This is a genomic window from Arthrobacter sp. SRS-W-1-2016 (assembly GCF_002009585.1).
GTDB lineage: Bacteria > Actinomycetota > Actinomycetes > Actinomycetales > Micrococcaceae > Arthrobacter > Arthrobacter bambusae_A.
In genome coordinates this window covers 1-24,177 of sequence record NZ_MTPV01000005.1, presented here as the reverse complement: position 1 = coordinate 24,177, position 24,177 = coordinate 1, and the positions used below count along the sequence as shown (strand labels likewise).

At 64.8% G+C, this 24,177-nt stretch carries 24 protein-coding genes; 15 read left to right on the top strand and 9 right to left on the bottom strand.

Annotated elements, in window-relative coordinates; all coding sequences use genetic code 11:
* Positions 1 to 30 precede the first annotated feature (30 nt).
* The 4 genes from BMF89_RS00795 to BMF89_RS00780 all read left to right on the top strand — a co-directional run bounded on the left by BMF89_RS00795 (position 31) and on the right by BMF89_RS00780 (position 3,056).
* The gene (locus BMF89_RS00795) at positions 31 to 1,371 is read left to right on the top strand and encodes an RNA polymerase sigma factor (protein ID WP_253190636.1); all 1,341 of its coding nucleotides are present in this window, start codon (positions 31 to 33) and stop codon (positions 1,369 to 1,371) included.
* A complete protein-coding gene (locus BMF89_RS00790; protein WP_078105185.1) occupies positions 1,368 to 1,706 on the top strand; it encodes a YciI family protein in 339 nt (112 codons plus the stop codon). The genes BMF89_RS00795 and BMF89_RS00790 overlap by 4 nt, the downstream gene beginning before the upstream one ends.
* A 78-nt stretch (positions 1,707 to 1,784) precedes the next feature.
* Positions 1,785 to 2,390 carry a DUF1326 domain-containing protein gene (locus tag BMF89_RS00785; protein WP_078105184.1) on the top strand — a complete coding sequence of 202 codons (606 nt, stop codon included), beginning with the start codon at positions 1,785 to 1,787 and terminating at the stop codon, positions 2,388 to 2,390.
* Between the two features lie 72 nt (positions 2,391 to 2,462).
* Positions 2,463 to 3,056: a hypothetical protein gene (locus BMF89_RS00780; protein WP_078105183.1), complete on the top strand. Its 594-nt coding sequence runs from the start codon at positions 2,463 to 2,465 to the stop codon at positions 3,054 to 3,056.
* Here BMF89_RS00780 and BMF89_RS00775 read toward each other — a convergent pair.
* From BMF89_RS00775 to BMF89_RS00750, 6 genes are all read right to left on the bottom strand, one after another.
* Complete coding sequence (locus tag BMF89_RS00775; protein ID WP_078105182.1) at positions 3,046 to 4,758, bottom strand: CocE/NonD family hydrolase; 1,713 nt, start codon at positions 4,756 to 4,758, stop codon at positions 3,046 to 3,048. The two genes, BMF89_RS00780 and BMF89_RS00775, sit on opposite strands and share 11 nt — an antisense overlap.
* Positions 4,751 to 5,719, bottom strand: a complete 969-nt coding sequence (locus BMF89_RS00770; protein ID WP_078105181.1) for an MBL fold metallo-hydrolase — start codon at positions 5,717 to 5,719, stop codon at positions 4,751 to 4,753. The genes BMF89_RS00775 and BMF89_RS00770 overlap by 8 nt, the downstream gene beginning before the upstream one ends.
* On the bottom strand, positions 5,716 to 6,648 hold the full coding sequence (locus tag BMF89_RS00765; RefSeq protein ID WP_078105180.1) for an alpha/beta hydrolase: 933 nt from the start codon (positions 6,646 to 6,648) through the stop codon (positions 5,716 to 5,718). The genes BMF89_RS00770 and BMF89_RS00765 overlap by 4 nt, the downstream gene beginning before the upstream one ends.
* 5 nt (positions 6,649 to 6,653) lie before the next feature.
* Positions 6,654 to 7,796, bottom strand: a complete 1,143-nt coding sequence (locus BMF89_RS00760) for an NAD(P)/FAD-dependent oxidoreductase (RefSeq protein WP_078105179.1) — start codon at positions 7,794 to 7,796, stop codon at positions 6,654 to 6,656.
* A gap of 78 nt (positions 7,797 to 7,874) precedes the next feature.
* Positions 7,875 to 8,828, bottom strand: a complete 954-nt coding sequence (locus BMF89_RS00755) for an aryldialkylphosphatase (protein WP_078105178.1) — start codon at positions 8,826 to 8,828, stop codon at positions 7,875 to 7,877.
* A 51-nt stretch (positions 8,829 to 8,879) separates the two neighbouring features.
* Positions 8,880 to 9,890, bottom strand: a complete 1,011-nt coding sequence (locus tag BMF89_RS00750; protein WP_253190635.1) for a phosphotriesterase — start codon at positions 9,888 to 9,890, stop codon at positions 8,880 to 8,882.
* A 218-nt stretch (positions 9,891 to 10,108) separates the two neighbouring features.
* On the opposite strand from BMF89_RS00750, the gene BMF89_RS00745 reads away from it, so the two are divergent.
* The 9 genes from BMF89_RS00745 (at position 10,109) to BMF89_RS00705 (ending at position 18,596) form a co-directional block, all read left to right on the top strand.
* Positions 10,109 to 11,830: an MFS transporter gene (locus BMF89_RS00745; RefSeq protein ID WP_078105177.1), complete on the top strand. Its 1,722-nt coding sequence runs from the start codon at positions 10,109 to 10,111 to the stop codon at positions 11,828 to 11,830.
* A gap of 47 nt (positions 11,831 to 11,877) precedes the next feature.
* Positions 11,878 to 13,050: a cytochrome P450 gene (locus tag BMF89_RS00740; protein ID WP_078105176.1), complete on the top strand. Its 1,173-nt coding sequence runs from the start codon at positions 11,878 to 11,880 to the stop codon at positions 13,048 to 13,050.
* Complete coding sequence (locus tag BMF89_RS00735; RefSeq protein WP_078105175.1) at positions 13,047 to 13,241, top strand: ferredoxin; 195 nt, start codon at positions 13,047 to 13,049, stop codon at positions 13,239 to 13,241. The genes BMF89_RS00740 and BMF89_RS00735 overlap by 4 nt, the downstream gene beginning before the upstream one ends.
* The gene (locus BMF89_RS00730) at positions 13,238 to 14,404 is read left to right on the top strand and encodes an NAD(P)/FAD-dependent oxidoreductase (RefSeq protein WP_078105174.1); all 1,167 of its coding nucleotides are present in this window, start codon (positions 13,238 to 13,240) and stop codon (positions 14,402 to 14,404) included. Before BMF89_RS00735 ends, BMF89_RS00730 begins: the two co-directional genes overlap by 4 nt.
* 373 nt (positions 14,405 to 14,777) lie before the next feature.
* Entirely contained in the window at positions 14,778 to 15,392 is a 615-nt protein-coding gene (locus BMF89_RS00725; protein WP_078105173.1) for a TetR/AcrR family transcriptional regulator, read from the top strand.
* Between the two features lie 79 nt (positions 15,393 to 15,471).
* Positions 15,472 to 15,675: a hypothetical protein gene (locus tag BMF89_RS00720; RefSeq protein WP_078105172.1), complete on the top strand. Its 204-nt coding sequence runs from the start codon at positions 15,472 to 15,474 to the stop codon at positions 15,673 to 15,675.
* 100 nt (positions 15,676 to 15,775) lie between these two features.
* Positions 15,776 to 16,945 (top strand): glutamate--cysteine ligase, encoded by a 1,170-nt coding sequence (locus BMF89_RS00715; protein ID WP_078105318.1) that lies wholly within the window; start codon positions 15,776 to 15,778, stop codon positions 16,943 to 16,945.
* A 26-nt stretch (positions 16,946 to 16,971) separates the two neighbouring features.
* Positions 16,972 to 17,412: a DUF1003 domain-containing protein gene (locus BMF89_RS00710; RefSeq protein WP_078105171.1), complete on the top strand. Its 441-nt coding sequence runs from the start codon at positions 16,972 to 16,974 to the stop codon at positions 17,410 to 17,412.
* Between the two features lie 74 nt (positions 17,413 to 17,486).
* On the top strand, positions 17,487 to 18,596 hold the full coding sequence (locus tag BMF89_RS00705; protein WP_253190634.1) for an AI-2E family transporter: 1,110 nt from the start codon (positions 17,487 to 17,489) through the stop codon (positions 18,594 to 18,596).
* Between the two features lie 20 nt (positions 18,597 to 18,616).
* On the opposite strand, the gene BMF89_RS00700 is transcribed toward BMF89_RS00705, so the two are convergent.
* Together BMF89_RS00700 and BMF89_RS00695 are read right to left on the bottom strand one after the other, a co-directional pair.
* A complete protein-coding gene (locus tag BMF89_RS00700) occupies positions 18,617 to 19,930 on the bottom strand; it encodes an alkaline phosphatase family protein (protein ID WP_216353762.1) in 1,314 nt (437 codons plus the stop codon).
* A gap of 91 nt (positions 19,931 to 20,021) precedes the next feature.
* Positions 20,022 to 20,606, bottom strand: a complete 585-nt coding sequence (locus BMF89_RS00695; RefSeq protein ID WP_078105317.1) for a histidine phosphatase family protein — start codon at positions 20,604 to 20,606, stop codon at positions 20,022 to 20,024.
* 461 nt (positions 20,607 to 21,067) lie between these two features.
* On the opposite strand from BMF89_RS00695, the gene BMF89_RS00690 reads away from it, so the two are divergent.
* A complete protein-coding gene (locus tag BMF89_RS00690; protein WP_078105168.1) occupies positions 21,068 to 22,726 on the top strand; it encodes a phosphodiester glycosidase family protein in 1,659 nt (552 codons plus the stop codon).
* Positions 22,727 to 22,736: 10 nt separating this feature from the next.
* On the opposite strand, the gene BMF89_RS00685 is transcribed toward BMF89_RS00690, so the two are convergent.
* A complete protein-coding gene (locus BMF89_RS00685) occupies positions 22,737 to 23,708 on the bottom strand; it encodes a magnesium transporter CorA family protein (RefSeq protein WP_078105167.1) in 972 nt (323 codons plus the stop codon).
* A 145-nt stretch (positions 23,709 to 23,853) separates the two neighbouring features.
* On the opposite strand from BMF89_RS00685, the gene BMF89_RS00680 reads away from it, so the two are divergent.
* Entirely contained in the window at positions 23,854 to 24,030 is a 177-nt protein-coding gene (locus BMF89_RS00680) for a CsbD family protein (RefSeq protein WP_078105166.1), read from the top strand.
* Positions 24,031 to 24,177 lie beyond the last annotated feature (147 nt).

The following is a 24,177-nucleotide window of genomic DNA, read 5'->3' as shown; positions in this document are numbered from 1 at the left end:
GGCCGGCGTCGTGAACCTGGGAGGGGAGACGTGGCTTCAGGACTGACGGATACCCGGACCGCCGTCGAGGCCGCCTCCTCCGGGCAGACCGCGCGCATCACCGCAACACTCATCCGCGTGACGGGCGACTGGAGCCTGGCAGAGGATTGTGTCCAGGACGCGTTTGCGAAGGCCCTCGTCGACTGGCCCGAGCACGGCATTCCGAGGAATCCCGGGGCCTGGCTGACCACTGTGGCTAGGAACAGGGCAATCGACCGGATGCGGAGTGCCGCGAGCGAAAAGAGGGCGGTCGGTGAACTGGCGATCATCGCCCAGCTCGAAAGTCTGGAAGAACGGGGTGGCATTGATCCGGGCGCGGAAGACGACCGGCTGCGCCTGATCTTCACGTGTTGCCACCCCGCCCTCCCGCTCGACGCGAGGGTTGCGTTGACGCTGCGCACCGTCGCGGGGCTGACCACGGGTGAGATTGCGCGCGCGTTCCTCGTCTCGGAGGCAACCATGTCAAAGCGGCTCGTCCGCGCACGGGCAAAGATCCGCGACGCAGGAATCCCGTATCGGGTACCGCCGCCGGAGCTGAGGGCTGAACGCACGTCCGGGGTCTTGGCGGTGCTCTATCTCATGTTCAACGAAGGCTATTCCGCCACGGGCGGTGAATCCTTGATCCGCGAGTCCCTTGCCCTGGAAGCGATACGCCTCAACCGCTTGCTCGTTTCGCTGCTCGCCGGTTCCCCGCAAGAACCGGAGGCTGCGGGTCTCCTGGCCCTCATGCTGTTCCACCACGCCAGGCGGAGCACGCGAACTGACGACGCGGGGGACTTGGTGACATTGGAGGAGCAGGACCGCGGCTTGTGGGACCACGCTGAGATTGCCGAGGCCGTTGCGCTCCTTGCCGCGGCCGAACGGCTTGGAATTTCACGCCGTTCCCGGCCGGGGAGCTACCGTGTCCAGGCCGCGATTGCGGCGTGCCATATGACCGCCCGCACCGCTGGGAGTACAGACTTCGCCCGGGTGGCCCTGCTGTACGACTCCCTGGCGCAGATTGCGCCGTCGCCGGTTGTCGAGCTCAACCGCGCTGTCGCCGTCGCGATGTCCCAAGGTCCCGAAGCCGGGCTTGCCCTCATCGAGCTGCTGGACCAGTCGCGGTCGCTCGAGGGGTACTACCTTCTGCCTGCCGCGAAAGCGGACCTCCTGAGGCGGCTCGGCCGGAGGTCGGAGGCGCGGGACGAATACCAACGGGCCTGCGAACTCGCACCATCCGAGGCGGAACGCCGCTACCTTGGCAGGCGCCTGGCGGAGACTAGTTCTTCGTCCTCGTCCTTGTCTGAAGCCAAGCGGAACAGCCGCACCCCTGCCATTAAGGAGAAAAAATGAAACACCTCTTGCTGATTCAAAACAACTTCGACACCTGGAACGCGCTTCCCGCGTCCGAAATCGACGCGATCATGGAGGCGCACACCTCCTTGCAAAAGGAACTCAGGGCCTCCGGAGAGTTCGTGGAGGCTCATGAATTGGGTGAGGAAGCGAAGTTCGTGAGAAACAGCGGCAGCGGGCCTACGGTGACGGACGGCCCGTTCATCGAAACGAAGGAAATCGTGGCCGGCTACTACGTGGTCGACTGCGTGGACATGGCCCGGGCTGTGGAAATTGCGGGCAAGTTCGGGGAGGCCAGGCTGTGGCCGATCGAGGTGCGTCCCATGGATCCGTGAGGGATCCGGAGAGCGTTGACACTTTTCCGGGCCACGAGGAGACTTTTTCTGGGGATGCCTCGTCGAAAGGAGCCCCAGATGTCGTGGCACGTCGAGGGTACGTATTTTGAGAATTGCAACTGCGACATGGTCTGCCCGTGTTCCACTTCCGGGTTGACCGCACCGGCGGACAACGATCGCTGCAACGTGGCCCTCGCCTTTCACGTGGACACCGGCGAGGTGAACGGCGTCGACGTCGGGGGCCTGACGGTCTGCGTCGTCGCCGATACACCCGCCCTCATGAGCGACGGGGGATGGAAGATCGGCGTTCTGATGGATGCCGCTGCCTCGCCGGAGCAGGCGGAAGCGCTCGGTGCCGTCTTCGGTGGACAGCTCGGCGGACCAATGGAGGGCCTGACGCCGTTGATCGGTGAAATGGCGGGAATGGAGTCCCTGGAAATGGCCTACACCGAGGATGGGCGTTCGCACCAGGTCCGCATCGGCAGCGCCGTCGACATGGCTGTGGAGGACTTCGTGTCTCCGATGGATGCCACGGGACTCGGGGTGAAAATCAGCGGAATCGGCTTCCCGGCCGACACCCTGGCGGCGGGCACCGCCAGCACGGCCCGCGTGGACGTGTTCGGGATGACCTGGGACAACGCAGGGAAGAACTCCTTCTCGGCTCCGTTTGCGTGGTCGGCATAGGCACGGCAGGGGATAGCCGTCCATGGCGGCTCTTCCCTCGCCGTCAGCGCTCCGGGCTGCAACGGGGTGGTTATGAGTTATATCGCAGTGAGCAGGCGTACGGCTCGACGCCGCGAGTCCGAACAGGCCACGCGCCGGCTGGTTGTCATCTTGAGCATTTCGGCGGCCGCGGCGTGGCTGGCTTCCGTGCTGATGGTGGCGACCACGCACGTAGTCGGCGTCATTCACACCTACGCGCTGATCGCCCACATTCTTGCCATGGTGGTGTCCTTCGGCGCCATCCTCCTGGTGGACTGGCACGGGTTCCTGTGGCTGATTGGCAGGCGTGGACTGGCCGAGACACTCCGGCTCGACGGGGCCGCGACACCGCTCATCTGGGGTGGACTCGCCGGCCTGCTGGGGAGCGGAGTCTTCCTTGACGCCCGCCTGAGCAGCCCCTTGACGGACGTCAAGCTGCTGGCCGTGCTGGTCCTCACCTTGAACGGCATCATGCTCATCCCGCTTATGAGGCGGCTGGCACACCTGCCGCCTTCGGCATCGTTTCTGGATCTCACCCAGGGCCAACGCTTCCACATGCTCTCGTGCCTGGCCATCTCGCAGCTGTGCTGGTGGACAGCGATCGTCATCGGATTCATCAACGCCGCTTCCCAGCCACTCACGTCGTGAACGGCAAGACGAGCCGCGACGGGTGGGCGGCGTCGCGGTAGATCTTGTGCGTGACGGGGCGGCCCACCGGCAGATGAAAGGCGTCAGGCGGGAGCAGTGCGTTGTGATCGTCGGCCAGCGGCTCATTGTTGGACAGTTCAACCGTGAGGCGATGGCCTGGTTTGAAACTGTTCGCGAACGGGTAGAGGCGCAGTACGTACTCCTCGATCGCCCCGGCCTCCACGGGCACGGACCGGGTGTGCGGGTGGTACGGGTTCCCCTCAGTGGTCCGGTCATCCAGCTCGCGGTGCGAGGCCTTGAGGTATCCAGTGGTGATCAGCTGCCGTTGCCCGTTCGGCGCGGAGTCCCAGAGCCGCAGGATGAAGTTTGTGTCGGCTTGGTCGATTTCCGCGAAGATATGGGCGGCGCCGGCGCCGATGAGTTCAGTATCCTGCTCGAACGGGTCGGTGCTCCACGAGAGGATCTCCACCTTGTCCGTTACCGTTAGCGGGGCTTGATAGAAACCATCCGGGGCTGCGTACTCGGCACCCATCGGCTCAGGCTCTTGCGACAGCTTGTGGCGAGGGCGGAAGTAGAGGGACGTGTATTCGATGTCCTTCGGCGGCCACTGCCCGGCGGTCACCACCTCGCGCGAGCCCTCCACGAAGACGCTGACCGGCGGCTCGTCCATGACCCCGTTGTCGATGCCCTTGATCCAGTAGTCATACCACCGGAACATTTTGTCGTGCTCCTCGATGAAGGGACGCGATTGCATGGGCGGGTAGGGGCCGATGGTCAGCTTTTTCGGCCCTTTCAGCGCGTTGTACAGCTCGATGGTGCCGTCCAGGGTCCACCCGCGGCCCTGGTCGAGCTGCAGCCAGACGGGGATGTCGATGTTCGGGGCCAGCGTGATGGGGTTGCGCTCTTCGTACCATTCGCCGTCCAGCTCGTTCATGACGATGTCGAACCAGGCCTCATGGTTCTTAGGGTAGTTCAGCAGGTGGACGAGGTTCGGCCAGGCACCGATGTCCGGGTCCTCAAGGCGCATGGCGACGAGCTTCTTGAGTTCCCCTGGGGAATACGTCTCGATCATGCGGGATTTGACGTTGTCGGTGAACGCCCAGCCGGAGTCGCCTCCACGGCCCTCGCGGGCGGCACGCGGCATGAACCACATGATGCCGCCGTGGTACGTCGTTTCGTAGAAGTCGTAGTGGCCGCCGGAGACGAAGATCGCCTTGAGGTGCGGCGGACGCTCGGCGGCCGCCAGCACCTGCATGGAACCGAAGTAGGAGATGCCCACCATGCCGACGTTGCCGTCGCACCAGGGCTGCGCGGCGACCCATTCGATGAAATCGTAGGCATCCTCGCCGAGCGGGACACCGCCGGCGTTGTAGTTGCCGATGTGCTCGCCGCCCGAGAAGCCCGAGCCGCGGAGGTCGCCGATGACGTGGACGTAGTCTTCCTTCACGATCCTGGCGATGTCCCCGGCCTCGATGCAGCCGTCCCACATGGGGCTCGGCCGCCGCTGCGGGGGAGTAGTGAGGGCGAGCGCCTGCAGTTCCTTGCCGTACGGACTCAGGGCAACCAGGGCCGGCCGCGGCTTGTCTTCGGTGCCGTGGTAGGCGTCCGCCGCGAGCTCGACGCCGTCCCGCATCGGGACCCGAAGGTCCTTGCGGACAGCTATGGATTGCCCGCTGGCATTCAGCAACTGAAAGTCATCCATGAGTGGTGGTCTCCTCATCTTCGATCAAATGGTCCAGCGACGTGCGGTACCCGTGCAGGGTGGTGAAGAACGGGGAGGGCTCCAGCCTGGGATCTCCTTCGTATCCAAGCTCCTTGGCCGCGGGCGCAAAGGGGGAGTAGGGCGAGTCCGTATCCTGCAGGCCCAAGGTCAAGCTGGCACACGCCGCATTGTTGACGCGGGCCTCGATGTCCAGGCTCCCCTGGAGCGCTTCCCTGGCCTGTTCGGCGTCGAGCTCCACGCCGTAGGGCGTGCCGTCCCCGCGGCGATAGGGGTGCCCCAGGTACAAGTGCCCGGGACGGACTTCATCGCGCAGGTATTCAAGGCTCGAGCGGTAGGCGGCCGGATCCACGAACCCGGGGAAGCCGTTGGCCGCGCCATGGACCTGGACCGCGTCGCCGACGAAGACGTCATTCTGCCCGTCGAGGACGTAAGCGACCGACCCCGGGGTGTGGCCCGGGATCGAGTGGACCGACACCGTGACGCCGCCGCCCAGCGGGATGCTCTCGCCGCCCCGCACCAGCAACGTCGGCTCCATCTCGCCCGAGATCACGGCATTCGTGGCCGCGGTGAGCTTCGCTTCGCCGTCGGGATCCTGCACATACTGCGCCCGCCCTGAGAGGTATTCGTCCACATGGGCCCGGCGCGAACGGAGCAACGGTGCGTCGGCCTCATGGATGACCACCCGGGCGCGCCGCCCGGTGAGCTCCCACAAGGCGTAGGCGCCGCCGATGTGGTCGATGTGCCCGTGCGTCAGCAGGATCCAGCGGACGTCCTCGATCCGGCGTCCGATCGCCTCCAGCGCCGGCATCATGCCTTCAGCCGGGGAGGAAGCGATCCCGGTATCGACGATGGCCGGTTCGGCGGCGTCGATGAAAAAGCTATAGAGCCCGAAGCGGCCCCACGGCGAGACGAGCGGATGCACAGCGACCGGGGTCCTCATTGTCCAGCCCTCGCGTTCAGGAATTCCGCTGTCTCCTCGAATGCCCGGTAGAGCTCCGGGATCCAGGAGGAGTGCTGTACGAAACCATGGTTGGCGCCGGGGTAGCGCACCACTTTCGCTTCGACGCCGGCCTCCGCCAAGCGCCGGCCGTAGAGTTCGCCCTCATCCCGGAGCGGGTCGTGCTCGGCCGTGATGACCAGCGCCGCCGGCAGCCCGGCGAGATCTTCCCGCTTCATGGGGGAGACGCGCGGGTCCCCACGATCGGCCCCGCTCTCGAGGTAGAAGGAGTTGAAAGGCTTAAGGCCCGCTGTCTCCAGGCCGTACCCTTCGGCGTTCTCGCGCAATGAGGGGTACCGCTCGACGTCGAAGTCCAGGTCCAGTGAGGGGTAGAACAGGACTTGGTGGGTGATCCGGTTGAACCCGTCGTCGTGGGCCATCGCGGCGACGGCGGCGGCGAAGTTGCCGCCGGAGCTGTCGCCGGCGATGGCGAGGTTCTTCCCGTCCCACTTCAGGCTTCCACCTTTCCCGGCCGCCCAGCGGACCACGGCGTAGCAGTCTTCGAGTCCTGCCGGGAAGGCGGCCTCGGGGGCCAAACGATAGCCCACCGAGATGACCTTGTGCCTGGTTTCCTGTGCCAAGGCCCGTGCTACGTGGTCGTGGGTGTCCAGGCTGCCCAGGAAGAAGGCGCCGCCGTGGAAGTACACCAGCAGGCCATAGGAGTCGGCCTCCATCGGCGTGTAGATCCGCACCGGCACCTCGCCCGACGGCGTCACGGCTGTGGCGTCGTCCACCGAGTACAGCGGTAGCCGCTCCGCCAGCGGCGGGACCTGGGCTGCCTCCCCGGCGCGCAGTGCGCCGGGGTCCAAGGGGGAACCATCGGGTGCCGGCAAAGTGGCCAGGACCTTGGCGATTTGCGGGTGGATGGCCATGGCTTTCAGGCCCTCGCTTCTGTTGTTGCAGGCGTGCTGGAGGGCTTTTGGGACGTAGGTTTCTGCCCCGGGAAGACATCGTCGACTTCTTCCTCGCTCCAGCCTTGGCGGGAAATGCGCTGGAGCTCGTCCGTCACGGGCTTTCGGGTTGCCTGGAAGAGGGCCAGCGCCTCCTTGACCGTCTCGGCCTGGCCGAGCGCGTCGGCGAGCGCGCCCGCATCTTCGATGGCGGAGTTCGCGCCTTGTCCCTGGTGGTGCAGCATCGAGTGCGCCGCGTCGCCCATGAGCACCACGGAGTCGGTGTGCCATGAGTCGACGGGGTCGATGTCGTAGACGGCACGGATGTTGACCGTGCTCATGTCGAGGCCGCGCGTGATGTTCACGATGCGCTCGTCGAATCCGCGCACGGTTTCCAGGAGGCTTTCCTTTCCTATTTCAGGCGCCCAGGTACCGTCCGGGTTCAGGGCAGTGATGTCGAAGGACACCTGGTTCCGGTGGCGAAGCGGCAACAGATAGACCTTGGTGCCCTTGCCGATGTACATCCGAAGGTTGTCGTCGACCACCAGTCCGTGGGCGTCGTCGGCGGAAATGACCACGCGATAGGCGTGCTCTCCGGAGAACACGGGGCCCTTGTCGCTGAAGAGCTGCTCACGCACCACGGATTTGATGCCATCGGCGCCAACCACGAGGTCTGCCTCGACAGTGTTGCCGTTGGTGAAGCTCAGCACGGAACGGCCGTCCCTTTCCTCGATCCTCTCGAGCTTGTGGCCCAGGTGCACCATTCCCTCCGGGAGCACGCCCAGCAAGGCTTCGATGAAGTCGCCGCGGTGGATGAGGTAGGTGTGGGCCTGTCCGCCGAACTCCGGCCAGGTGTCCTTCATGATCGGAACACCTGCGGCCGTGAGGATTTCGAAATAGTCGCTCGGCGAGCTGACCTTGGCGATTGCGTCGAAGATGCCCCACGTGCTGAAACGATCCATCGTGGCGGGACGCAATCCTATGCCGGCGCCGACCTCCCGCATCTGCGACGCTTGCTCATACACGTTGACGTTCGCACCGAGCAGGCTCAGGGCCTTGGCCGCAGCTGCGCCGCCATACCCTGCGCCGATGATGGCGATATTGAGCTTCTTGATATCTTCAGATTTCATTGCGTGGATCACTTTCTGGACTCTTCCTTGGCGGAGGCCAAGTCTGGCGAAGCGGTAGCTTGGGGTGCCTGACCGACGTCAGGCGTCCAGCGACAGGAAGTCGGCCGGGTTGTCTTCGAGCAGGAGTTTGAGCGTGGCGTCGTCGATTCCCGCCGCGCGCATGTCGGGGATCATGTCCTCGAAGATGTAGTTGATGGTGTGGCCTTTCACCCCCGGCCAGCCCAGCGGGCTGCAATTCGCGTCTGCCGACACGAGGAGCTTGTCCGCGTAGCCCTTGTTCACGAGGCTGACGAAGTGCTGCATGCGTTCGGCGCGCTTGCGGCCCCAAAACGGGGGATCGGGAAGCTCCAGGTCGTAGCCGAAGGTATCGAAGCCGATTCGGCCGCCCTGCTCGTAGATCCAGTCGTGCGGCGTGATCGGAGCGTTCAGTCCGTCGTCGGCGTGGCCGAAGAGCACGCGGTCCAGGGAGAGGCCCTCTTCCTTGAAGATGGACACCGCCGGTTCGGGGTCGATGGCCAGGTGAGTCAGGATGGGCGCGCCGGTGACGACGGCGGCGCGGGCCGCGGCCCGGTAGATGCGTTTGTCCAGGGCTGTCATCCGTCCACCGCGGCTCACGCCGACCTTGATGACGCCTGCCTTGGCGCCGGTGTTTCCGATGCCCACCGTGATCTCGTGGATGAAGACTTTCGCAAGGTAGTCAACGGTGGCGCGGGAAAAATGCGGCAAGGCCGTGTCGCCGCCGACGAACCCCGTGCTGGCCACAATGTGCACGCCGGTTTTCCGGGACAGCGACTTGTAATAGTCGACGTCGCGGCCGTTGCAGATACCCGTGGCATCGACGAAGGTCCCGCCGCCGTATTGCCGGAACTGCCGCAGCTTGGGCACGGTTTCTTCGTAAGCCTGTTCCGGGGTTTTCCACCATTTGGTGTCGAGTTCGGAACCGGGCATGCCGTAGCCGATGTGTTCGTGGACCGCCACGATTTCCAGTTCTTCGGCCGGGATGGTTCCCAGCACTGTGTTGACCTTGGTCATTCGTTCACCTCGGGGGTTCTCAAGCTTGTTGGGGGTGGGTCGTCGGCGTGGTTAGCGCACCGTGAGCAACCGGCGTGGATTGTCCACAAGGATGCGTCGGGAGTCCTCATCGCTCAGGCCGCAGGCTTTGAGGTAGGGCACGAACGTGGACAGCACGTGGCTGTAAGGCAGGTTGTACTCGGGGAGTCCCTTGGCCACTCCGATCGAGTTGCCGGAAAGGATGATCTTGTCGGCGTGGCCGGCATGGACGAGCTCGAGAACCAGGGCGGTGCGTTGGTCGTCGCTGAGGTAGCCCGGATGGTCGTTCAAGCCCACGTGGTCGATGCCGACGAATGCTCCGCGGCGGGCCACCTCAAGGGCGGAGCCCGCGGCGTCCTTGCGGTCCAGTTCGCCGACGAGCACCCGTCCGGCGTCGATCTGCTCATCCAGGACGATGTCCAGATCGTGCAGGGCATCGGCGCCGAAGCGGATGGAGACCGGAACGCCGGTGTCCTTGGCGGCGCGGGCGGAGCCCCGGAACAGGCTCTCCTCGGTGGGGGTCATCCCGGCACGGTCGGCGATGGTGGCAACGATGCCTGCGGGGGCACGGCGCTCAAGCCGGGGAACCACCATCCCCTCGCTGACCTCCTTGCCGAAGAGCTCGGCGAACTTTTCGGCCGGCCACGGGGTGGGCGGGTTGGTTTGCGGCGTCAGGAAGTAGCCGCCGAGTTCTTCTTCCGGGCCCAGGCCTGTGGAAGCGACGATGTGGACGCCCGTGGATCGGGAAAGCGCCTCGTAGAGCCTGAGGTCGCGGCCGTGGAACATTCCGGTGCTGTCGACGATCGTTTGGCCGCCGTGCTCGCGGAACTCGGTGAGTTTCGCGGCCAGGGCCTCGAAGATCCCGGCCCGGTCCATGGAGATGTCCGGAGCGTATTGGGCGCCCGGGAGTACGGACAACAAGGCCTCATGGACCGCCACGACGCCGAGTTCGGAAGCAGGTACGGGACCCAGGACCGTGTTGACGGTTTGCCCGCCGGGGGCAGCAGTCTCGTCGGCGGTGCCGGCGGGGGTGGTGTGACTCACGGGGCTTCTCCCTATAGATCGGGTTCGGAATGCAGGGACGCCGCGGAGTGTGACCATGCCGTCGCTCCGTTGCGGTGCTGCCAGCATCACATTTTCCTTTACATCATGTCAAGAAAATTATCTGTGAGAATTTTCCTTGACACACTGTAAGCAATAACTCCACACTGTCTCATACAGTCCCTCTCCGCCAGATCGACCGGAACAAAGGAGTTTCATCGATGAGTCAGCCCATTTCCGTGCAGAGCCGCGGCTCTGCACGGGCCACTTTCGTCGCCGCCTACAGCGCGGTCACCCTTGCGCAGATCACCAACGCGTTGCCGGGAGCCCTGAGCGGCACGTTCGCCGTCGAATTCCACACCTCGGGCGCCGGTCTGACCTGGATCGCGGGCATGTTCCTCATGGGCATTGTGGTCTTCGAGCTCAGCTGGGGACTCCTCGGCGACATGTTCGGACGCAAGAAGCTTCTCTATGCCGGCGCTGCCGTCAGCATCGTCGGCTCCGTCATGGCCGCGATGGCGCCCTCCACCGGGATCATGATCGCGGCGCAGGCCATCGGCGGGATCGGAGCCGGCATCCTGTTTCCCATTTCGCTCTCCATGATCGCGGCGATTACTCCCGACCACCGTGCCCGGGCGAAGGTCATCGCCACCTGGGCCGGATTCCTGTCACTCGGCGCGGTGATTTCCCCGGTTCTCGCTGGGTTCACGGCGCAATTCTTCACCGTGGCGGGGCGTGGGCCCGGCGCCCCGAACACCTTCAGCGGCTGGCGGGCGGCGTATTTGATCGCGGCAGCTGTTGCCGTCGTCGTGCTTCTCATCGCGGTCCGGGCGAAAGATTCCGCGGCCGCCGAGGGGCGCAAACTGGACATGCCCGGCCAACTCACCCTCGCCGTCGGCCTCATCGCCGTCCTGTACGCCACGGTGACGGCGGTTGACGCCGGCTTCGGCAGCGCGCAGGTGATCGCAAGCTACATCGCGGGAGGAGCCCTGCTGCTCGCCTTCGTTGTCATCGAGTCACGCACCGCGCAGCCGCTGATCCACCTCTCGCTGTTCAAGAACCGCTCCTACTCGATCACCGGCGTTGTGGCAGTCACCGGGATGTTCGCCTTCCTCGCCATCTGCTTCAGCACGAGCGTCGCCGTCAGCGGCCTGGCCTTGGCCGAGACTTGGAAGGTCGGAGTCCTGTTCGTCTTCATCCAAGGCCCGGCGTTCGCCTTCATCCCGGTTGTCGGGTGGCTCATTCACCACGTCGCTCCACGGTGGGTGCTCACTGCGGGGTTCGCTTTCATGGCCGTCTCCGGTTTCTGGCTCTCCACGTTCGCCCTCGGCACTCCAGAGACCTTCGGTGGCACCCCGTGGACGGCATTCATCCCGCCGCTGCTCTTGCTGGGTATCGGCTTCGCCCTCACGGTCGGTTCCGTGACGGCCGTGGCCATCAACACCGTCCCGGCCGGGCAAATCGGCATGGCCTCCGCCACCACGAATCTCCTGCGCGACCTTGGCTTCGCCCTTGGCCCGGTCATCGGCTCGGCCATCGCCTTCGGCATCGGAGCCACAGTCTTCGCGGGTCCCCTTGCCGGGATCCTCGGGGCGGCAGGCATGCCCGCAGATGCCGTGGCGGGACTGGCGCACGTTCCGCCCTTGGGTTTCCTCTCAGGCTGGGATGGCGTCGTCGCCCAATTCTCCGGCCAAGCAGCGGCGGGCGGCGCACCCGCGCAGGCGGTCGACGGCATGGTCAAGGCCCTCACCGCCGCCAAGCCGCACATCCAAGGGGTCGCAGGGACGTCCCTCGGCCAAGGCTTCCAGACCGTCTACCTCTGCGCGGGCATCGCGGCGACGCTCTCCGCAATTCTCACACTCTTCATCTCCGCGCGGTCCTCGGCGCCTGCCGCCGACGCCGTGGCGGAGACCACCGAAGCAAGCGCCGAGGCCGCCGTCTAAGTCCTCCGCCGCTGACCCGACCACTTACGAACCGCAAGGAGAACACCATGAATGCACCCATCGAGTCAGACATCGACATTTGGGACGACGACATCCTCGTAGACCCCTATCCCAGCTACGCTGCGCTCCGCGAGCAGGCTTCCGTGGTCCACCTTCCTCAGAACGATCTCTACGTCCTGACGCGCTACGATGCCATCCGCAATGCGCTCGGCGATCCGGAGGCCTTCTCGTCCACCAGCATCGGATTCAACCCCATGGTGAACGAGGCGCTTCAGGGCACCTCCCTGGCCTCCGACCCGCCGATGCACACGCAGCTCCGCGCCGCGCTGTCGCAGAACCTCACCCCGCGGGCCCTCCGCGGCCTCAAAGTCGTCATCGACGAAAAGGCGGACAAACTCGTCGCCGAACTGGCCGCGAGCGGTAGCTTCGAGGCAATCGATGCCCTGGCCCGGGCATTCCCGATCGAAATCGTCGCAGACCTCATTGGCTTCAGCGGTCATGCCAAGGAGAACATGCTGCGCTGGGGCCAGGCAGCGATGCAGGTCATAGGTCCGTTGAACCAGCGCACCCAGGAGAGCTTCCCGATCGCCGGCGAGCTCTACGGTTGGTGCTCATCGGTTACCGCGGACGACCTTGCTCCCGGCTCCATCGGCCGCGGCATCTTCGACGCCGAGACACGCGGGGACATTCCGGCGGGCTCCGCGGGCCACATCATCCACCAGTACCTGGGAGCCGGCGTCGACACGACCATCGCCTCCACTGGCAACATCGTCGCGCTCTTCGGCCACCACCCCGATCAGTTCGAGCTGGTGCGGGCGAACCCGGACCTGGTTCCCGCGGCCTTCGCCGAAGTGCTGCGCTATTGGGCGCCGGTCCACATTTGGGGGCGCAAGGCTACCCGCGACGTGGAGGTCGATGGAGTCACCATTCCTTCAGGCGCCCAAGTGGGTATCCTCTTCGGTGCCGGCAACAGGGATCCTCGCTATTACGCGAACCCCGACACCTTCGATGTGAAACGCAACCCCGTGGACCACCTCTCGTTCGGTTACGGACCGCATGGCTGCGCCGGCCAGGGACTCGCGAAACTCGAGGCGCATGCGGTCATCGAGGCGCTTGCCCGCAGGGTGAAATCCCTCACCCTCTCCGATGGGGTCCGCGAGCCAAGCAATATTACGCGGAGCTTCGAGGCGCTCCAGGTTGAAAGAGTGGTGGCGGCATGAGGATCGAACTGGACCGTCCGCGGTGCGAAGGCCACGGCCTGTGCGAAGAGGCCGCGCCCACGCTGATGCACCTGGATCACGACGGCGAATTGGTCATCGATGTGCCGGTCGTGGAGGGGGCCGGGCTTGATGCCGCGAAGGCAGCGGTCCGGGTTTGCCCGGTCGCGGCACTCCGATTGGCTGCGGCATGACCATGCGCAGGATCGTGGTGGTCGGCAACGGCATCGCCGGGCTCACAGCCTGCGACTCGCTGCGCGCGGCGGGCTTCGATGGCGAATTGACCGTGGTCGGCGCCGAGCGCCATCAACCGTACAGCCGTCCCGCCCTGTCGAAGGCTCTGCTGCACGGTACAGAAGGGAACGGAATTGACGCTCTCCAGGCGCACGAACTTCCCGAGCCGGGCCACGGGGCGATCGAACTGCTGGGCGTGAGCGCCATGGGACTGGACGTCGACGCACGGCTGGTCCGTCTGGATGGAGGCGATGCACTGCCGTACGACGGCCTCGTCATCGCCTCCGGTTCCCGGGCGAAGCGACTCGCGGCGGGAGCGGACGGTCATGGCTCCGCCCGGGAACTCACGCTGCGCACCATCGACGATGCGATCCTGCTCAAGGAACGCCTGGCATCGCGTCCCTCGGTAGTCGTGATCGGCGGTGGGCCACTCGGAATGGAGGTCGCCTCGGGATGCTTGCACCTTGGCTGCGACGTCACGCTTGTCGCCGACGCCAAGCCCCTAACGCGCCAGCTTGGCGACCACCTGGCGGAGGTGTTCACCTCCGCTGCCATCCGGCGTGGAGTGCGCGTGGTTGCCGGCGGGAAAGCCCGCCTGATGGACTCCGACGGCGGGGCGCGGGTTGCGCTGTCCGACGGCACCGAGCTTTCGGCCGATCTGGTGGTCACCGCCGTCGGCGACGAGCCGAACACTGGCTGGTTGGCTGGCACGCCACTGCTTGCCGACGGGTCGCTGCGGGTCGACTCGCGTGGCAGGCTCCGGCCGGATATCGTCGCCGCCGGAGACGTCGCGTACTTCCCGAGCAGCCGCGGGGTACGGCGAGTGCCCTTATGGACGAGTGCCATCGACCAGGCCAAGGCTGCCGCCGTCGGACTGCTCAAGGGCGACGCGGCGCCACGGTTTACCTTCCAGCCATACTTCTGGACGGAGGCCTTCGGCTTGTCGCTCAAGTCAATCGGCTTCACGCCGGTGGCCGGCGCACCGGACTACTGCGAGCAGGGGGAGGGCCGCGACTCGATGCTCCTGCGCTGGACGAACAAAGACGGTTCCGGGACCGCGGCAGCGATCAACTATCGGATCCCGGTCCCGAAATTGCGTCGCCTGGCCGACGCCGGCCCCTAACGGAACCAGCGGCGGCGCCTCAACCGGGACGCTCGCTCACATATACGCCCAAATCCCCGGACCCTCGCTCACATGATGTGAGCGAGCGTCCGCAGAAAACACCCCAAAGGTGAGCGAGCGTCCGGGGAGGAACGGCGCACAGGCACGACGACGGCGGAACGGAACTGCCGCCGTCGGGCCCTGACACACCGGTCCCGGCACCTAACCCCGGACGCGCGCTCACATATACGCCCAAATCCCCGGACGCTCGCTCACATATATGGCCAAATTCCAGGACGCGGGACCATCTTTACGGCATGTCAGGCCGCTTGGCGACGTGCATCCTTTGTTCTTCCTCCGCACAATTGCCGCACACCACGGTTAGGATTGACCCATGTCGTCGTTGCGAGAAGCCCAGAAGCAGCTGACCCGCGACATGATCGTGGAACGGGCGCTCGAACTCTTCACCGAGAAGGGCTACGCTGCCACCACGATCGATGAGATCGCCGCTGCTGCAGGCACCACCCGCGTGACTTTTTACGCTTACTACCCCTCGCGAAGTGACCTGATGCGGGACTTCATGGCGCGTGTCAACGCCGTGCTCGACCGCGCCGACGGCCCCGACAAGGCGTCTACCGCCGTCGAGCTCGTCGACGTGGTACGGGAGGGCAAGCTACCGGGCATCCTTGGCTGGCTGGAGTCGCGTGCTGCGCTCTGGCCGGTCTTCCGTCCGTACCTCGATGTGCTGGACGAAGCCGCTGCAGTCGATCGCGAAGTGCGGACCCTAGTGGATGGATGGCATCAGGAAGTGATTTCCGACATCGTCCGTGGCATGCAGCTGGCCGGGCGCTTCCCCGAAGAAACGCACCACATCCGCGGAACACTCGCCTTCACCCAGTTGGACTACGTCGCGACGCTCTGGACGCGCCGCAAGCTCGAACCAAACCGCGACCACGCGCTCGAAGTCCTCGCCGACAGCTGGTACCACTTGCTCTGCGATGAAGGATAATCAACCTCTACGCAGCTGCTCAGCTGGTCTTTGTGCTTCACAGGAGTAGCGTTTGCCTTGGCTGAGGATAGGGGTCCACATGAGCTACAAGTATCGAACCGTCCGCGTTCGCGGCACCGAGTTGGTAGGAACCATCGCCCGGAAACACGGCAGCGCGCCGGAGATCTACGAAACCTCGAAGGACGCCAACACATCGGTTGTTCCCGTGTACTTCCAGGCGACCGGCGAGATCCGATTCTTTGACAGGTCGGTCCTGGAAGACGTCGTGACGCCGGCCAGCTAGCAGCACTTGCGCGCCTCGGAGACAGACGAAAGACGTTTTATTTTAGAGGTCCTGCGACTTGTGGTCATCGGCGGCAGCTTTTGTGGCCCACACTTGGCAAGTGCGTACATTTGGCGTTGAAGAAGAATTCCTGATCGTAGATCCTGACAACGGCAGTCCCGTGCCCCTCGCCGGCGATATGCTGCGACTTCATGGCGCCGGTCCCCAGGGCGTGGCTCCTCCTTTCGGCCCGACGCTGGCGATCGAGCTTCAGCAGGAGCAAGTCGAAGTCATCACCTCCCCTCACAGCAGCCTGAGTGCACTCGGCGCTGAAATACGGGCCGGACGTTCTTACGCCGATTCGCTCGCTCTGAAGGCGGGCGCAAGAATTGCCGCGCTCGCGACTTCGCCGCTGGCGGTCACACCGCATGCGACAAACACCGAGCGCTACGACGCCCTCCTGGAAAAGTTCGCTATGACTGCCAGAGAGCAGCTGACCTGCGGATATCACGTCCATGTTTCCGTCGATTCGGACGAGGAAGGCGTCGCAGTGCTGAACCGTATCCGGTCCTGGCTTCCGGTACTGACTGCACTGAGCTCGAATTCGCCGTTCTGGAACGGGGCCGACAGTGGTTACGCCAGTTTCCGGACCCAAGCCTGGAACCGATGGTCCAGCGCCGGTCCCACCGATGTCTTCGGATCAGCCGCGGCTTATCACTCCTTGGTGGCGGACCTGTCGGGTACCGGGGTGGTCATGAACCCGGACTTTGATGCAAGGCTTTCCGTCCGGCATCCTACAGTCGAGATCCGTGTGTCGGATGTTTGCCTTGATGCCCGCGATTCCGTCCTGATTGCGGCCTTGGTGCGTGCTTTGGTGGAGACTGCCGCCAGGGAATGGCAGTCCGGCCAACTGCCGGACATGGTTTCTGCCACGGTCCTGCGCCAGGCCACGTGGCGGTCGAGCCGTTTCGGCCTGCACGGGGCGCTGCTCGACCCGATAACCCACAAGCCCGCTACGGCAGCGCATGTCCTCGGTGCACTCCTCTCCCACGTCCGCGATGCCCTCGAAGAGACCGGGGACGCACTCTACGCCAAGCACGGTTTGCAGAGGATCTTCAGCCAGGGCACGGGAGCCGCCCGGCAACGGCAGGCCTACGAACGCACCGGCAGCCTCGCCGGAGTCGTCGCATATGCGACGGGCGTCACCCACCTCGACCCCGCTGATCACCAGCACAACGGCGAACCGTACCTCGCTTCTGAAGCAGGGACTGCATCGCTCGTTGCGGGCTAGCTGGGCGTGCCCCGTTAGGGTGAGGCATGAGCGATAAGGGAAAGAACTGGCACGAAAGCCACAAGGAATCACTGACGAAGGGTCAACGCGCCGCGGATGTCATGCGCAACGGGATGGGCAGTTGGCCGTTCGTCGGCGGGTTTGTCGGGTTCATGATTCTCTGGGCGGCCATCAACAGCTGGGCGTTGGCGAACAACTCGTGGGATCCATATCCCTACATTTTGTTGAATCTCTTCCTCTCGATGCTGGCAGGGCTGCAGGGAGCCATCCTCCTCATCGCCGCCAAGCGCCAGGATGCGATTGCCGCGGTGATGTCCCGGCACGATCATGACACCAACCTGAAATCCAAAGAGGAAATCGACCTGCTCATGGCCATCAACAGCCAGCAACTGGAGATCCTTCGGGAACTTCAGGAACTGGCAGCCGCAGGGAACACCCGGATCGACACAAGCGCGGGCAAGAGCTAGGAACGTTCTTAATGCACGATGGCGAAAGGCACGACGGCGGGGCATCCGCGCCGGAACCACCAGGAAGGAACTCCATGACTGAACGCAATGACTCGCCGAACAAGCCCAAAATGTCAGCGATCTGGTCTGACGGCCTGGGCCGCGCCGGGATCCGTTCGGCACAGATGCTTCTGGTTATCACCTTTGTTTCGGTGATGGTGTATGCGATGACCAGGGTGCCGCTCGTCATGATCCCGGTCACCATCGCCCTCATTCTTGCCTCCGCAATCTCACCTCTGGTGCGTTGGCTGACTGACCACCGATGGCCACGTGCCCTTGCTGTCGCAGCATCGTTCGTGGGGATCCTTGCAGTTTTCGGCGGGGTCATCACCGGAATCGTCTTCCTTATCAGGGCGCAATCCAAGGAACTTGCCGTGAAATTCACTGCCGGTATCGACCAACTGCACCAGTTCCTGAACAACGCGCCCTTCCGAGTCAGCGACGAACAACTCCGCTCCGTGGCCGATTCCATCCAGCGCTTCTTCACGAGCAGCAGCTTCGGCGCCGAAGCGCTGACCGGCGCCCGTACGGTCGGTGAAATCCTGGCCGGCCTGGTTCTCATGGTGGTGATCTTGTTCTTCTTCCTCAAGGACGGCGAGAGGATCAGGACGTTCCTGTTCGGATTCCTTCCGGCGGCCCATCGCGGAAAGGCGCACCTGGCTGCGGAACGAAGCGCCACCGTGCTGGGTGGCTATGTCCGGGGCACAGCCCTGATCGCAGCAGTGAACGGCGTGATCATCGGGACCGTCCTGGCTATCCTCGGTGTCCCGCTCGCCCTGCCCCTGGGCGTTTTTGTGTTCATCGGCGGGTTCATTCCCATCATTGGTTCCACTGCGGCAGGTACCCTCGCCGTAGGTGTCGCCCTGATCTCGAACGGTCCGGTGACCTCGCTCATCGTCCTCGCTGTTCTTGTGGCGGCCAACCAGCTTGAGCACCATTTCCTCCAACCCGTTCTGATGGGCAAGGTCCTGAGCATTCATGGACTGGCCATTTTGCTGGCATTGGCCATCGGCACGATGCTCGCAGGGATTATCGGTGCCTTGTTGGCAGTGCCCACCGCAGCTGTTGCCTGGACCGCCATCAAGACGTGGTCGGGGCGCGGTGAAGCGGCGGGCATCGAGTCCGGCGATGGAACCGTAGCCTGAACAGAACCCAGGGCCAAATGCTACGGTTGCGCGAGGAGCTCGTCGTGTAGCTGCTGCAGGTGGGACGGTTGTTCTGCCAGTGCCCGCGTGGTCGGCGGAGGAGCAGGTGCCTGAACGCCCGCGAGGGGGTCGTCGGTGCGGGGGACGGCGAGGCTCAAGGCCCCGCCGACGTCGGGCGCCGCTGCATCCCGGTGGGTGAGGGGCGGCAGATTCCATCGATGTTCGACGGTCGCCAGGATGCTGGTGTGATCGAGCGGGACAGGACCTGGAGCCCGGAAGACGGTGCCGCCCGGGATGAGCGGACTGATCAATACCGTCGGCACCCGCACGCCGAACCGGGTGAAATCGAAGCCGAATTCCCCCGGTGTGTTGTCCGGCGGCGTGGCGCCCCACGGCGGGGCGACGTGGTCGTAGCAGCCCCCATGTTCGTCATACGTGACGATGAGCAGGGTGGAGTCCCACGCCGGCCCGTCGTGGACGGCGCGATAAGCGTCGAGCAGGAACTGCTCGCCGAGCGCGACGTTGTAGTTGGGATGTTCGCTGTTGCCCGTCGAGGACCAGGAAGGCTCAAGGAACGCGTACGCGGGCAGCTTGCCGGCCGCAGCGTCGGCTTGGAAGTCCGTGAACAGGCCACTGTTCGACGCCGGAGCGTGCCGGGTGTCGTCGAAGTCGAGTTTCGTCAGGGGCGACGCGGTTTCGCCGTAGATCTTCCACGGAATCCCGTGGTTGCCCAGGTGCCCGAAGATGCTCGGCACGGTGAACCGCTTGGCCTTGTCATCCAGGTTGCCCTGGCTGGTGCCGGCGCAGGCGAAGGCCCGGTTGGGCATCGTCATGGTGGGAGCTGACGCGAACCACGCGTCGCAGACGGCGAATCCCTTCGCCATTGCCGACAACACGGGCAGGGCTTCCGGAGTGAAGCAGCCCATGATCATGTGCTCCGTTGTTCCCGGCACCACATGCCAGCCCTTGGCCAGGTTGTCCTTGATGGCGCCGGCATAGTTGCTCACAAAGCCGGTCATGGACGGAACCATCCCCGCTTTCGGCGCGGCGGCGGTGCCATAGAGCTGTTCGTTCGTTGCCTGGTATCCCTCTCCGGGGTCGGCGCCCGGCATGAAGTAGACGTCAGGGGTGGAGGGAAGCAAGCGATAGACGCCCACTTGACTGCCATCGGTTCCGGGGCAGGACTCCGTGCCCGTCAAGCCCTCGAACGGGTCGCCCGCGGGGGAAACATTGCCGGAATCGGCATAGAGGTATCCGAGCATGTGATCGAATGAGCGGTTTTCAAGCATCAAGACGACAATGTGCTCGACGGCGTTGAGACCGGTTGCCGCCACGCTGACCATCCCCTTCGGAAAGAGTTCCTGTGCGTGCTGAACAGTCTCCCACGCCGCTGTCCTGGCGGATATGCCTTCGGTTCGGCGGTGTTTAGCCGGGAACGTTCGCCATGACGCGTTCACCATTGAAGTATTCAAGCCGCCACCCGTCAATGGCATGGTGGTGGGCAAGGTTGAGCACGGCATTGTCGATGCTGTCCAGGGTGCGGCCGACTGCGCGGCCGAGGCTCAGACGGAGCAATGTCCCATGGGCGACAACAAGCACGCGTCCGCCGCGGAACTCTTCGGCCAGGGCTTCCAGCGCGGCCAAGCCGCGGGATGCTGCTTCCTCTTCGCTTTCCGCGCCGCGGAAGCCTCCGGGAATGCGCAGTGCGTCCAGTTCTGGTCCTGCGCGCAGGCCCTCGGCAGGCCCGAAGCGGCGCTCGGTGAGCTCAGGTATGTGGCGGTCCACGCTCAGCCCCAGCCCTGCAGCAATCAGCGCGGCGGTTTCCGCGGCCCGGCTCAGGGGGGACGACACGACGGCGTCCCACTCGTCACCGGAGAGGACAGCGACGGCGTCGCGCGCCTGGCCGCGGCCGACGCCGTTCAGCGGAATGTCGGTGGATCCCTGCAGCCGGCGCTGGGCATTCCAGTCTGTCTGGCCGTGGCGGACGAGGGCAAACGTAGTATGGGGCATGCTGTCCATTCTGCCTTGAGTCCTGCGACGTGGCGCCATGCCGGAATCCGGGATTCCACCGAAGATCTCTCGGTTAACCCCTATAACCCTTTCATTAGCCGGCTGTTCATAATATTGTGCGTGTGGGGACTGAGGGGCAGCTCGTACCCACGCCAATCTGGACAAATATCAAGGGGGAGTTGTGTCCAACAGCCAGCAGTCGCCTGACGAGCCACACGACGTATCGCAAGGTGATACTCAAGAGTCGTATATGGACGCCGCGGCGCCCAAGGATGGTTCCTTCGACCCCGTGCGGTTAAGCCGGGTTCCCAGGCCCACCGTCGGGGTCTGGCGGAACCGGGACTTCTGGCCGTAGGGACCATGCCGCGTACAAGTGAACGTGGCATGAAGGTTCGGTCAATAGGCGTCGTCAACCCGTAAAACCGGCCAGGGCGAGGGCCCGGTCTTTATACGGTGGACGCATGAAGGATTTCCTTAAGCACCGCACTGCCCTCACTGGCGGACTGGTCGTGGCCGTCGTGTCGGCGCTCCTCAGCCCGGTGAGCCCAGCCCAGGCGGATGATGGCCGGATTGGTGACAACGGTACGGATCAGAGTTCCCACCTCAACCTTGGCGCCGCCGACCTTCCCGAGAGCCGGACGGTGACGACCCTCGCCCCCGGCGTTACGCTGACCAAAATCAGCCGCGGCGGAGCGGACTCTTCGCTTTTCTGGACGGCCGAAGTGGCCATCCCCGCGGATTCGCCGGATCCGGATGCTCCGACGTCGGCGCTCTCAAGCCAGGACACCGCCGAGCGCACGGCGGACAAGCTCAAGGCTGCCGGCATCGATGCCCGCGTTGAACATGTCCAGTCTCCGCAGCTTGCCGACGCCGGAGGCGATCTGGGTTACCGGGTCCGTGCCGGCCACCTTGCCGCGCAGGCCGACGGCGCGGCCCTCGTCGCACAGATCAAGGCCGCCGGTTTCGCCTCCTCCGTGATCTACACCGGGTGGGATGGCGACGCCGGAACCAGCACCACGACGCGCGGACCGTGGAACCTTGACGTTATCACGGTCGACCCGGGGAAGTACCAAGGCCAGCTCGCCGCTTCGTTCGGCCCGGATCTTGAGAAGCGGGAGACGACCAGCCAGCTGGCATCGGACGCCCACGCCCTCGCGGCTGTCAACGCGGGCTTCTTCGTCTTCGACCCGAAGGCCGGCGCCGAAGGTGACCCCGCCGGCGTCGGTGTGTACGGAGGGAAGGTTCTCAGCGAAGCCGTGGCGGACCGTCCGGCCTTCGTCATTGACGGAAAGAAGAATTCCAGCAGCATCCAGCGGCTGACCTGGGCGGGGAAGGTCTCCGCCCCTTCCGGGGAAGCCACTTTGGACGGCATCGACCGGGTACCCGGCCTGATCCGCAACTGCGGAGGCGCCAACGACCTGCCTACCTCAGGCCCGCTCCAGGACGTGACCTGCACGAACTCCAACGAGCTCGTCACCTTCACTCCGGAGTTCGGTCCGACCACGCCTGCCGGGCCAGGCCTTGAAGTGATGGTAGACAGCCATGACACCGTTACCTCCATCGCCGAAACCCGTGGCGCGGCCGTCCCTGCGGGCGGACACACCATCCAGGCCACCGGAACCGACGTCGCACGGCTCCGCGCCCTCGCCCCTGTAGGCGCGAAGCTGAGGATCGACGCCGGACTGCTCGGCCAGGACGGGAAGCCCTTGCACACGAACAAGGCCACGAGCGTGGTCAACGGCGGCCCGCTGCTGGTCAAGGACGGCAGTGAAGACGTGACGGTGCGGCATGACGGCATGGTGCACCCCAACGATGGAAACAGCTTCTACTACGGTTGGGTCCACAAGCGGAACCCCCGGACCTTCGCCGGGACCGACGCGCAGGGCAGGACCATGCTTGTTACCGCGGATGGACGATCGACTGCCTCGCTGGGACTGAGCCTGAAGGAAGAGGCGGACGTCGCACTCTCGCTCGGCATGGTCCAGGCCATGAACCTCGATGGCGGAGGTTCAACAACAGCGGTTGCCCAAGGGAAGGTCCAGAACAGCCCGTCCGGCGGATCGGAACGTGCCATCGGGGACGCGCTGCTGGTGCTTCCGGGCCGCAAGGACGGACAGTAGGGCTCCCGCGCTAGATCCAGTCCCGCTTCTTGAAGGCGAGGTACAAGAAGATCGAACCGCCGGCCATGAGAGCGCAGGACAACCAGAGGCCGTAATCGCTCTGGAAGCCGAAAAAGGGCACATTCTGTCCGAAGAAGCCGGTCACGGCAGTCGGGACGGCGATGATCGCAGCCCAGCTCGTGACCTTCTTCATGACCAGGTTCATCTGGTTCCCCTGGATGCTGATGTGGGTTTCCAGGATGGTCGTGACCAGGTCGCGGAGCGATTCCGTCCACTCCGAGGCACGAAGCACGTGGTCGTATACGTCCTGCAGGAAGGGCTGCATCGCCGGGCTGCAGCCGACCAGGTCCTCCCGCCGGAGGAGGGTGTTGAGGACTTCACGCATGGGCAGGACGATGCGGCGGAGCCGGACGAGGTTTTTGCGGAGTTCGAAGGTCTTCCGCTGCAGGTCGTGGTCAGGGGAGTGGTCCTCGAAGAGCGACTCCTCGAGGGCGTCGATGTAGCCATCGAGCTCCTGGACGGCGTCGAAATGTCCGTCGACGATCATGTCCAACAGGCCCCAGAAGAGGAATGGCACCCCGTGCTGCGCCAGGTCGGGTTCGGCGTCCCAGTATGCCGTCAGCTTGTCGGTGTCGAACTCGGGCCCGTGCACGGTCACGAGGGCGTTGTGGGTCACGAATGCCGAGAGCTCGACGACGGCCAGTTCGCCGGTGCCGGGCTGCAGCGCCGCCTGGTAGGCCGAGAGGAACAGATGGTTCGGGTACCGGTCCAGTTTGGGCCGCTGGAAGTCGTGGACGGCATCCTCGACGGCGAGGCGGTGGAGCCCATATACCGTTTCGACGCCGAGCAGGTCATCCGCCGTCGGGTCCGTGTAGTCGATCCACAGCACCACGTCATCCTGGCGGGCCAGGGCTTCGATTTCGTGGGCGCGGACGTCGTCGCGTTCGAGTTTGCCTTCGCGGTATAGCCGTATGAACACCATCCGCCCCATGGTACGGGACGAGAATCCGTGCTTCCTGAGTGGTGCGGTTTCCCGGCGGGGACGTGCCTTGCCGGACTTCCGTCCCTACAATTTAAGTGCGGCCTCACGGTGTCGTGCCGCGGGCCGCCGACTAAGGAGAGCCATCATGGGTTGGGGTGAGAGGATCCATCACGCTGCCGGGAAGCTCCATGGCAAGGCCACGGAAGCGGCCGGCGAGGCCACCGGCAATGATCGGCTGAAGGCTGAGGGCAAGTCCCGTCAGGTCAGGGCCGATCTGAAGCTGGCAGGCGAAAAAATCAAAGGCACCTTCAGGAAGCACTAGTCTTCCGACGCCGACAGCAGGGCGCGGGGGGCGGCGGCCCCCCCCCCCCCCGGGGGGGTTGTGGTGGGGGGAAAAAGAGGAGGGGTAGGGCCCCCCCCCCGCAAATGTTGAAAGGCGGGGGGGGGGGGGGGGGAAAAGAAAAGGGTA

Coding starts and splice junctions, on each gene's coding strand:
- BMF89_RS00710 (WP_078105171.1), top strand. CDS start 16,972: ATGAGCGATAAGGGAAAGAACTGGCACGAAAGCCACAAGGAATCACTG.
- BMF89_RS00695 (WP_078105317.1), bottom strand. CDS start 20,606: ATGCCCCATACTACGTTTGCCCTCGTCCGCCACGGCCAGACAGACTGG.
- BMF89_RS00755 (WP_078105178.1), bottom strand. CDS start 8,828: ATGACCAAGGTCAACACAGTGCTGGGAACCATCCCGGCCGAAGAACTG.
- BMF89_RS00685 (WP_078105167.1), bottom strand. CDS start 23,708: ATGGTGTTCATACGGCTATACCGCGAAGGCAAACTCGAACGCGACGAC.
- BMF89_RS00720 (WP_078105172.1), top strand. CDS start 15,472: ATGAGCTACAAGTATCGAACCGTCCGCGTTCGCGGCACCGAGTTGGTA.
- BMF89_RS00690 (WP_078105168.1), top strand. CDS start 21,068: ATGAAGGATTTCCTTAAGCACCGCACTGCCCTCACTGGCGGACTGGTC.
- BMF89_RS00705 (WP_253190634.1), top strand. CDS start 17,487: ATGACTGAACGCAATGACTCGCCGAACAAGCCCAAAATGTCAGCGATC.
- BMF89_RS00740 (WP_078105176.1), top strand. CDS start 11,878: ATGAATGCACCCATCGAGTCAGACATCGACATTTGGGACGACGACATC.
- BMF89_RS00730 (WP_078105174.1), top strand. CDS start 13,238: ATGACCATGCGCAGGATCGTGGTGGTCGGCAACGGCATCGCCGGGCTC.
- BMF89_RS00745 (WP_078105177.1), top strand. CDS start 10,109: ATGAGTCAGCCCATTTCCGTGCAGAGCCGCGGCTCTGCACGGGCCACT.
- BMF89_RS00790 (WP_078105185.1), top strand. CDS start 1,368: ATGAAACACCTCTTGCTGATTCAAAACAACTTCGACACCTGGAACGCG.
- BMF89_RS00780 (WP_078105183.1), top strand. CDS start 2,463: ATGAGTTATATCGCAGTGAGCAGGCGTACGGCTCGACGCCGCGAGTCC.
- BMF89_RS00785 (WP_078105184.1), top strand. CDS start 1,785: ATGTCGTGGCACGTCGAGGGTACGTATTTTGAGAATTGCAACTGCGAC.
- BMF89_RS00770 (WP_078105181.1), bottom strand. CDS start 5,719: ATGAGGACCCCGGTCGCTGTGCATCCGCTCGTCTCGCCGTGGGGCCGC.
- BMF89_RS00725 (WP_078105173.1), top strand. CDS start 14,778: ATGTCGTCGTTGCGAGAAGCCCAGAAGCAGCTGACCCGCGACATGATC.
- BMF89_RS00775 (WP_078105182.1), bottom strand. CDS start 4,758: ATGGATGACTTTCAGTTGCTGAATGCCAGCGGGCAATCCATAGCTGTC.
- BMF89_RS00735 (WP_078105175.1), top strand. CDS start 13,047: ATGAGGATCGAACTGGACCGTCCGCGGTGCGAAGGCCACGGCCTGTGC.
- BMF89_RS00765 (WP_078105180.1), bottom strand. CDS start 6,648: ATGGCCATCCACCCGCAAATCGCCAAGGTCCTGGCCACTTTGCCGGCA.
- BMF89_RS00760 (WP_078105179.1), bottom strand. CDS start 7,796: ATGAAATCTGAAGATATCAAGAAGCTCAATATCGCCATCATCGGCGCA.
- BMF89_RS00680 (WP_078105166.1), top strand. CDS start 23,854: ATGGGTTGGGGTGAGAGGATCCATCACGCTGCCGGGAAGCTCCATGGC.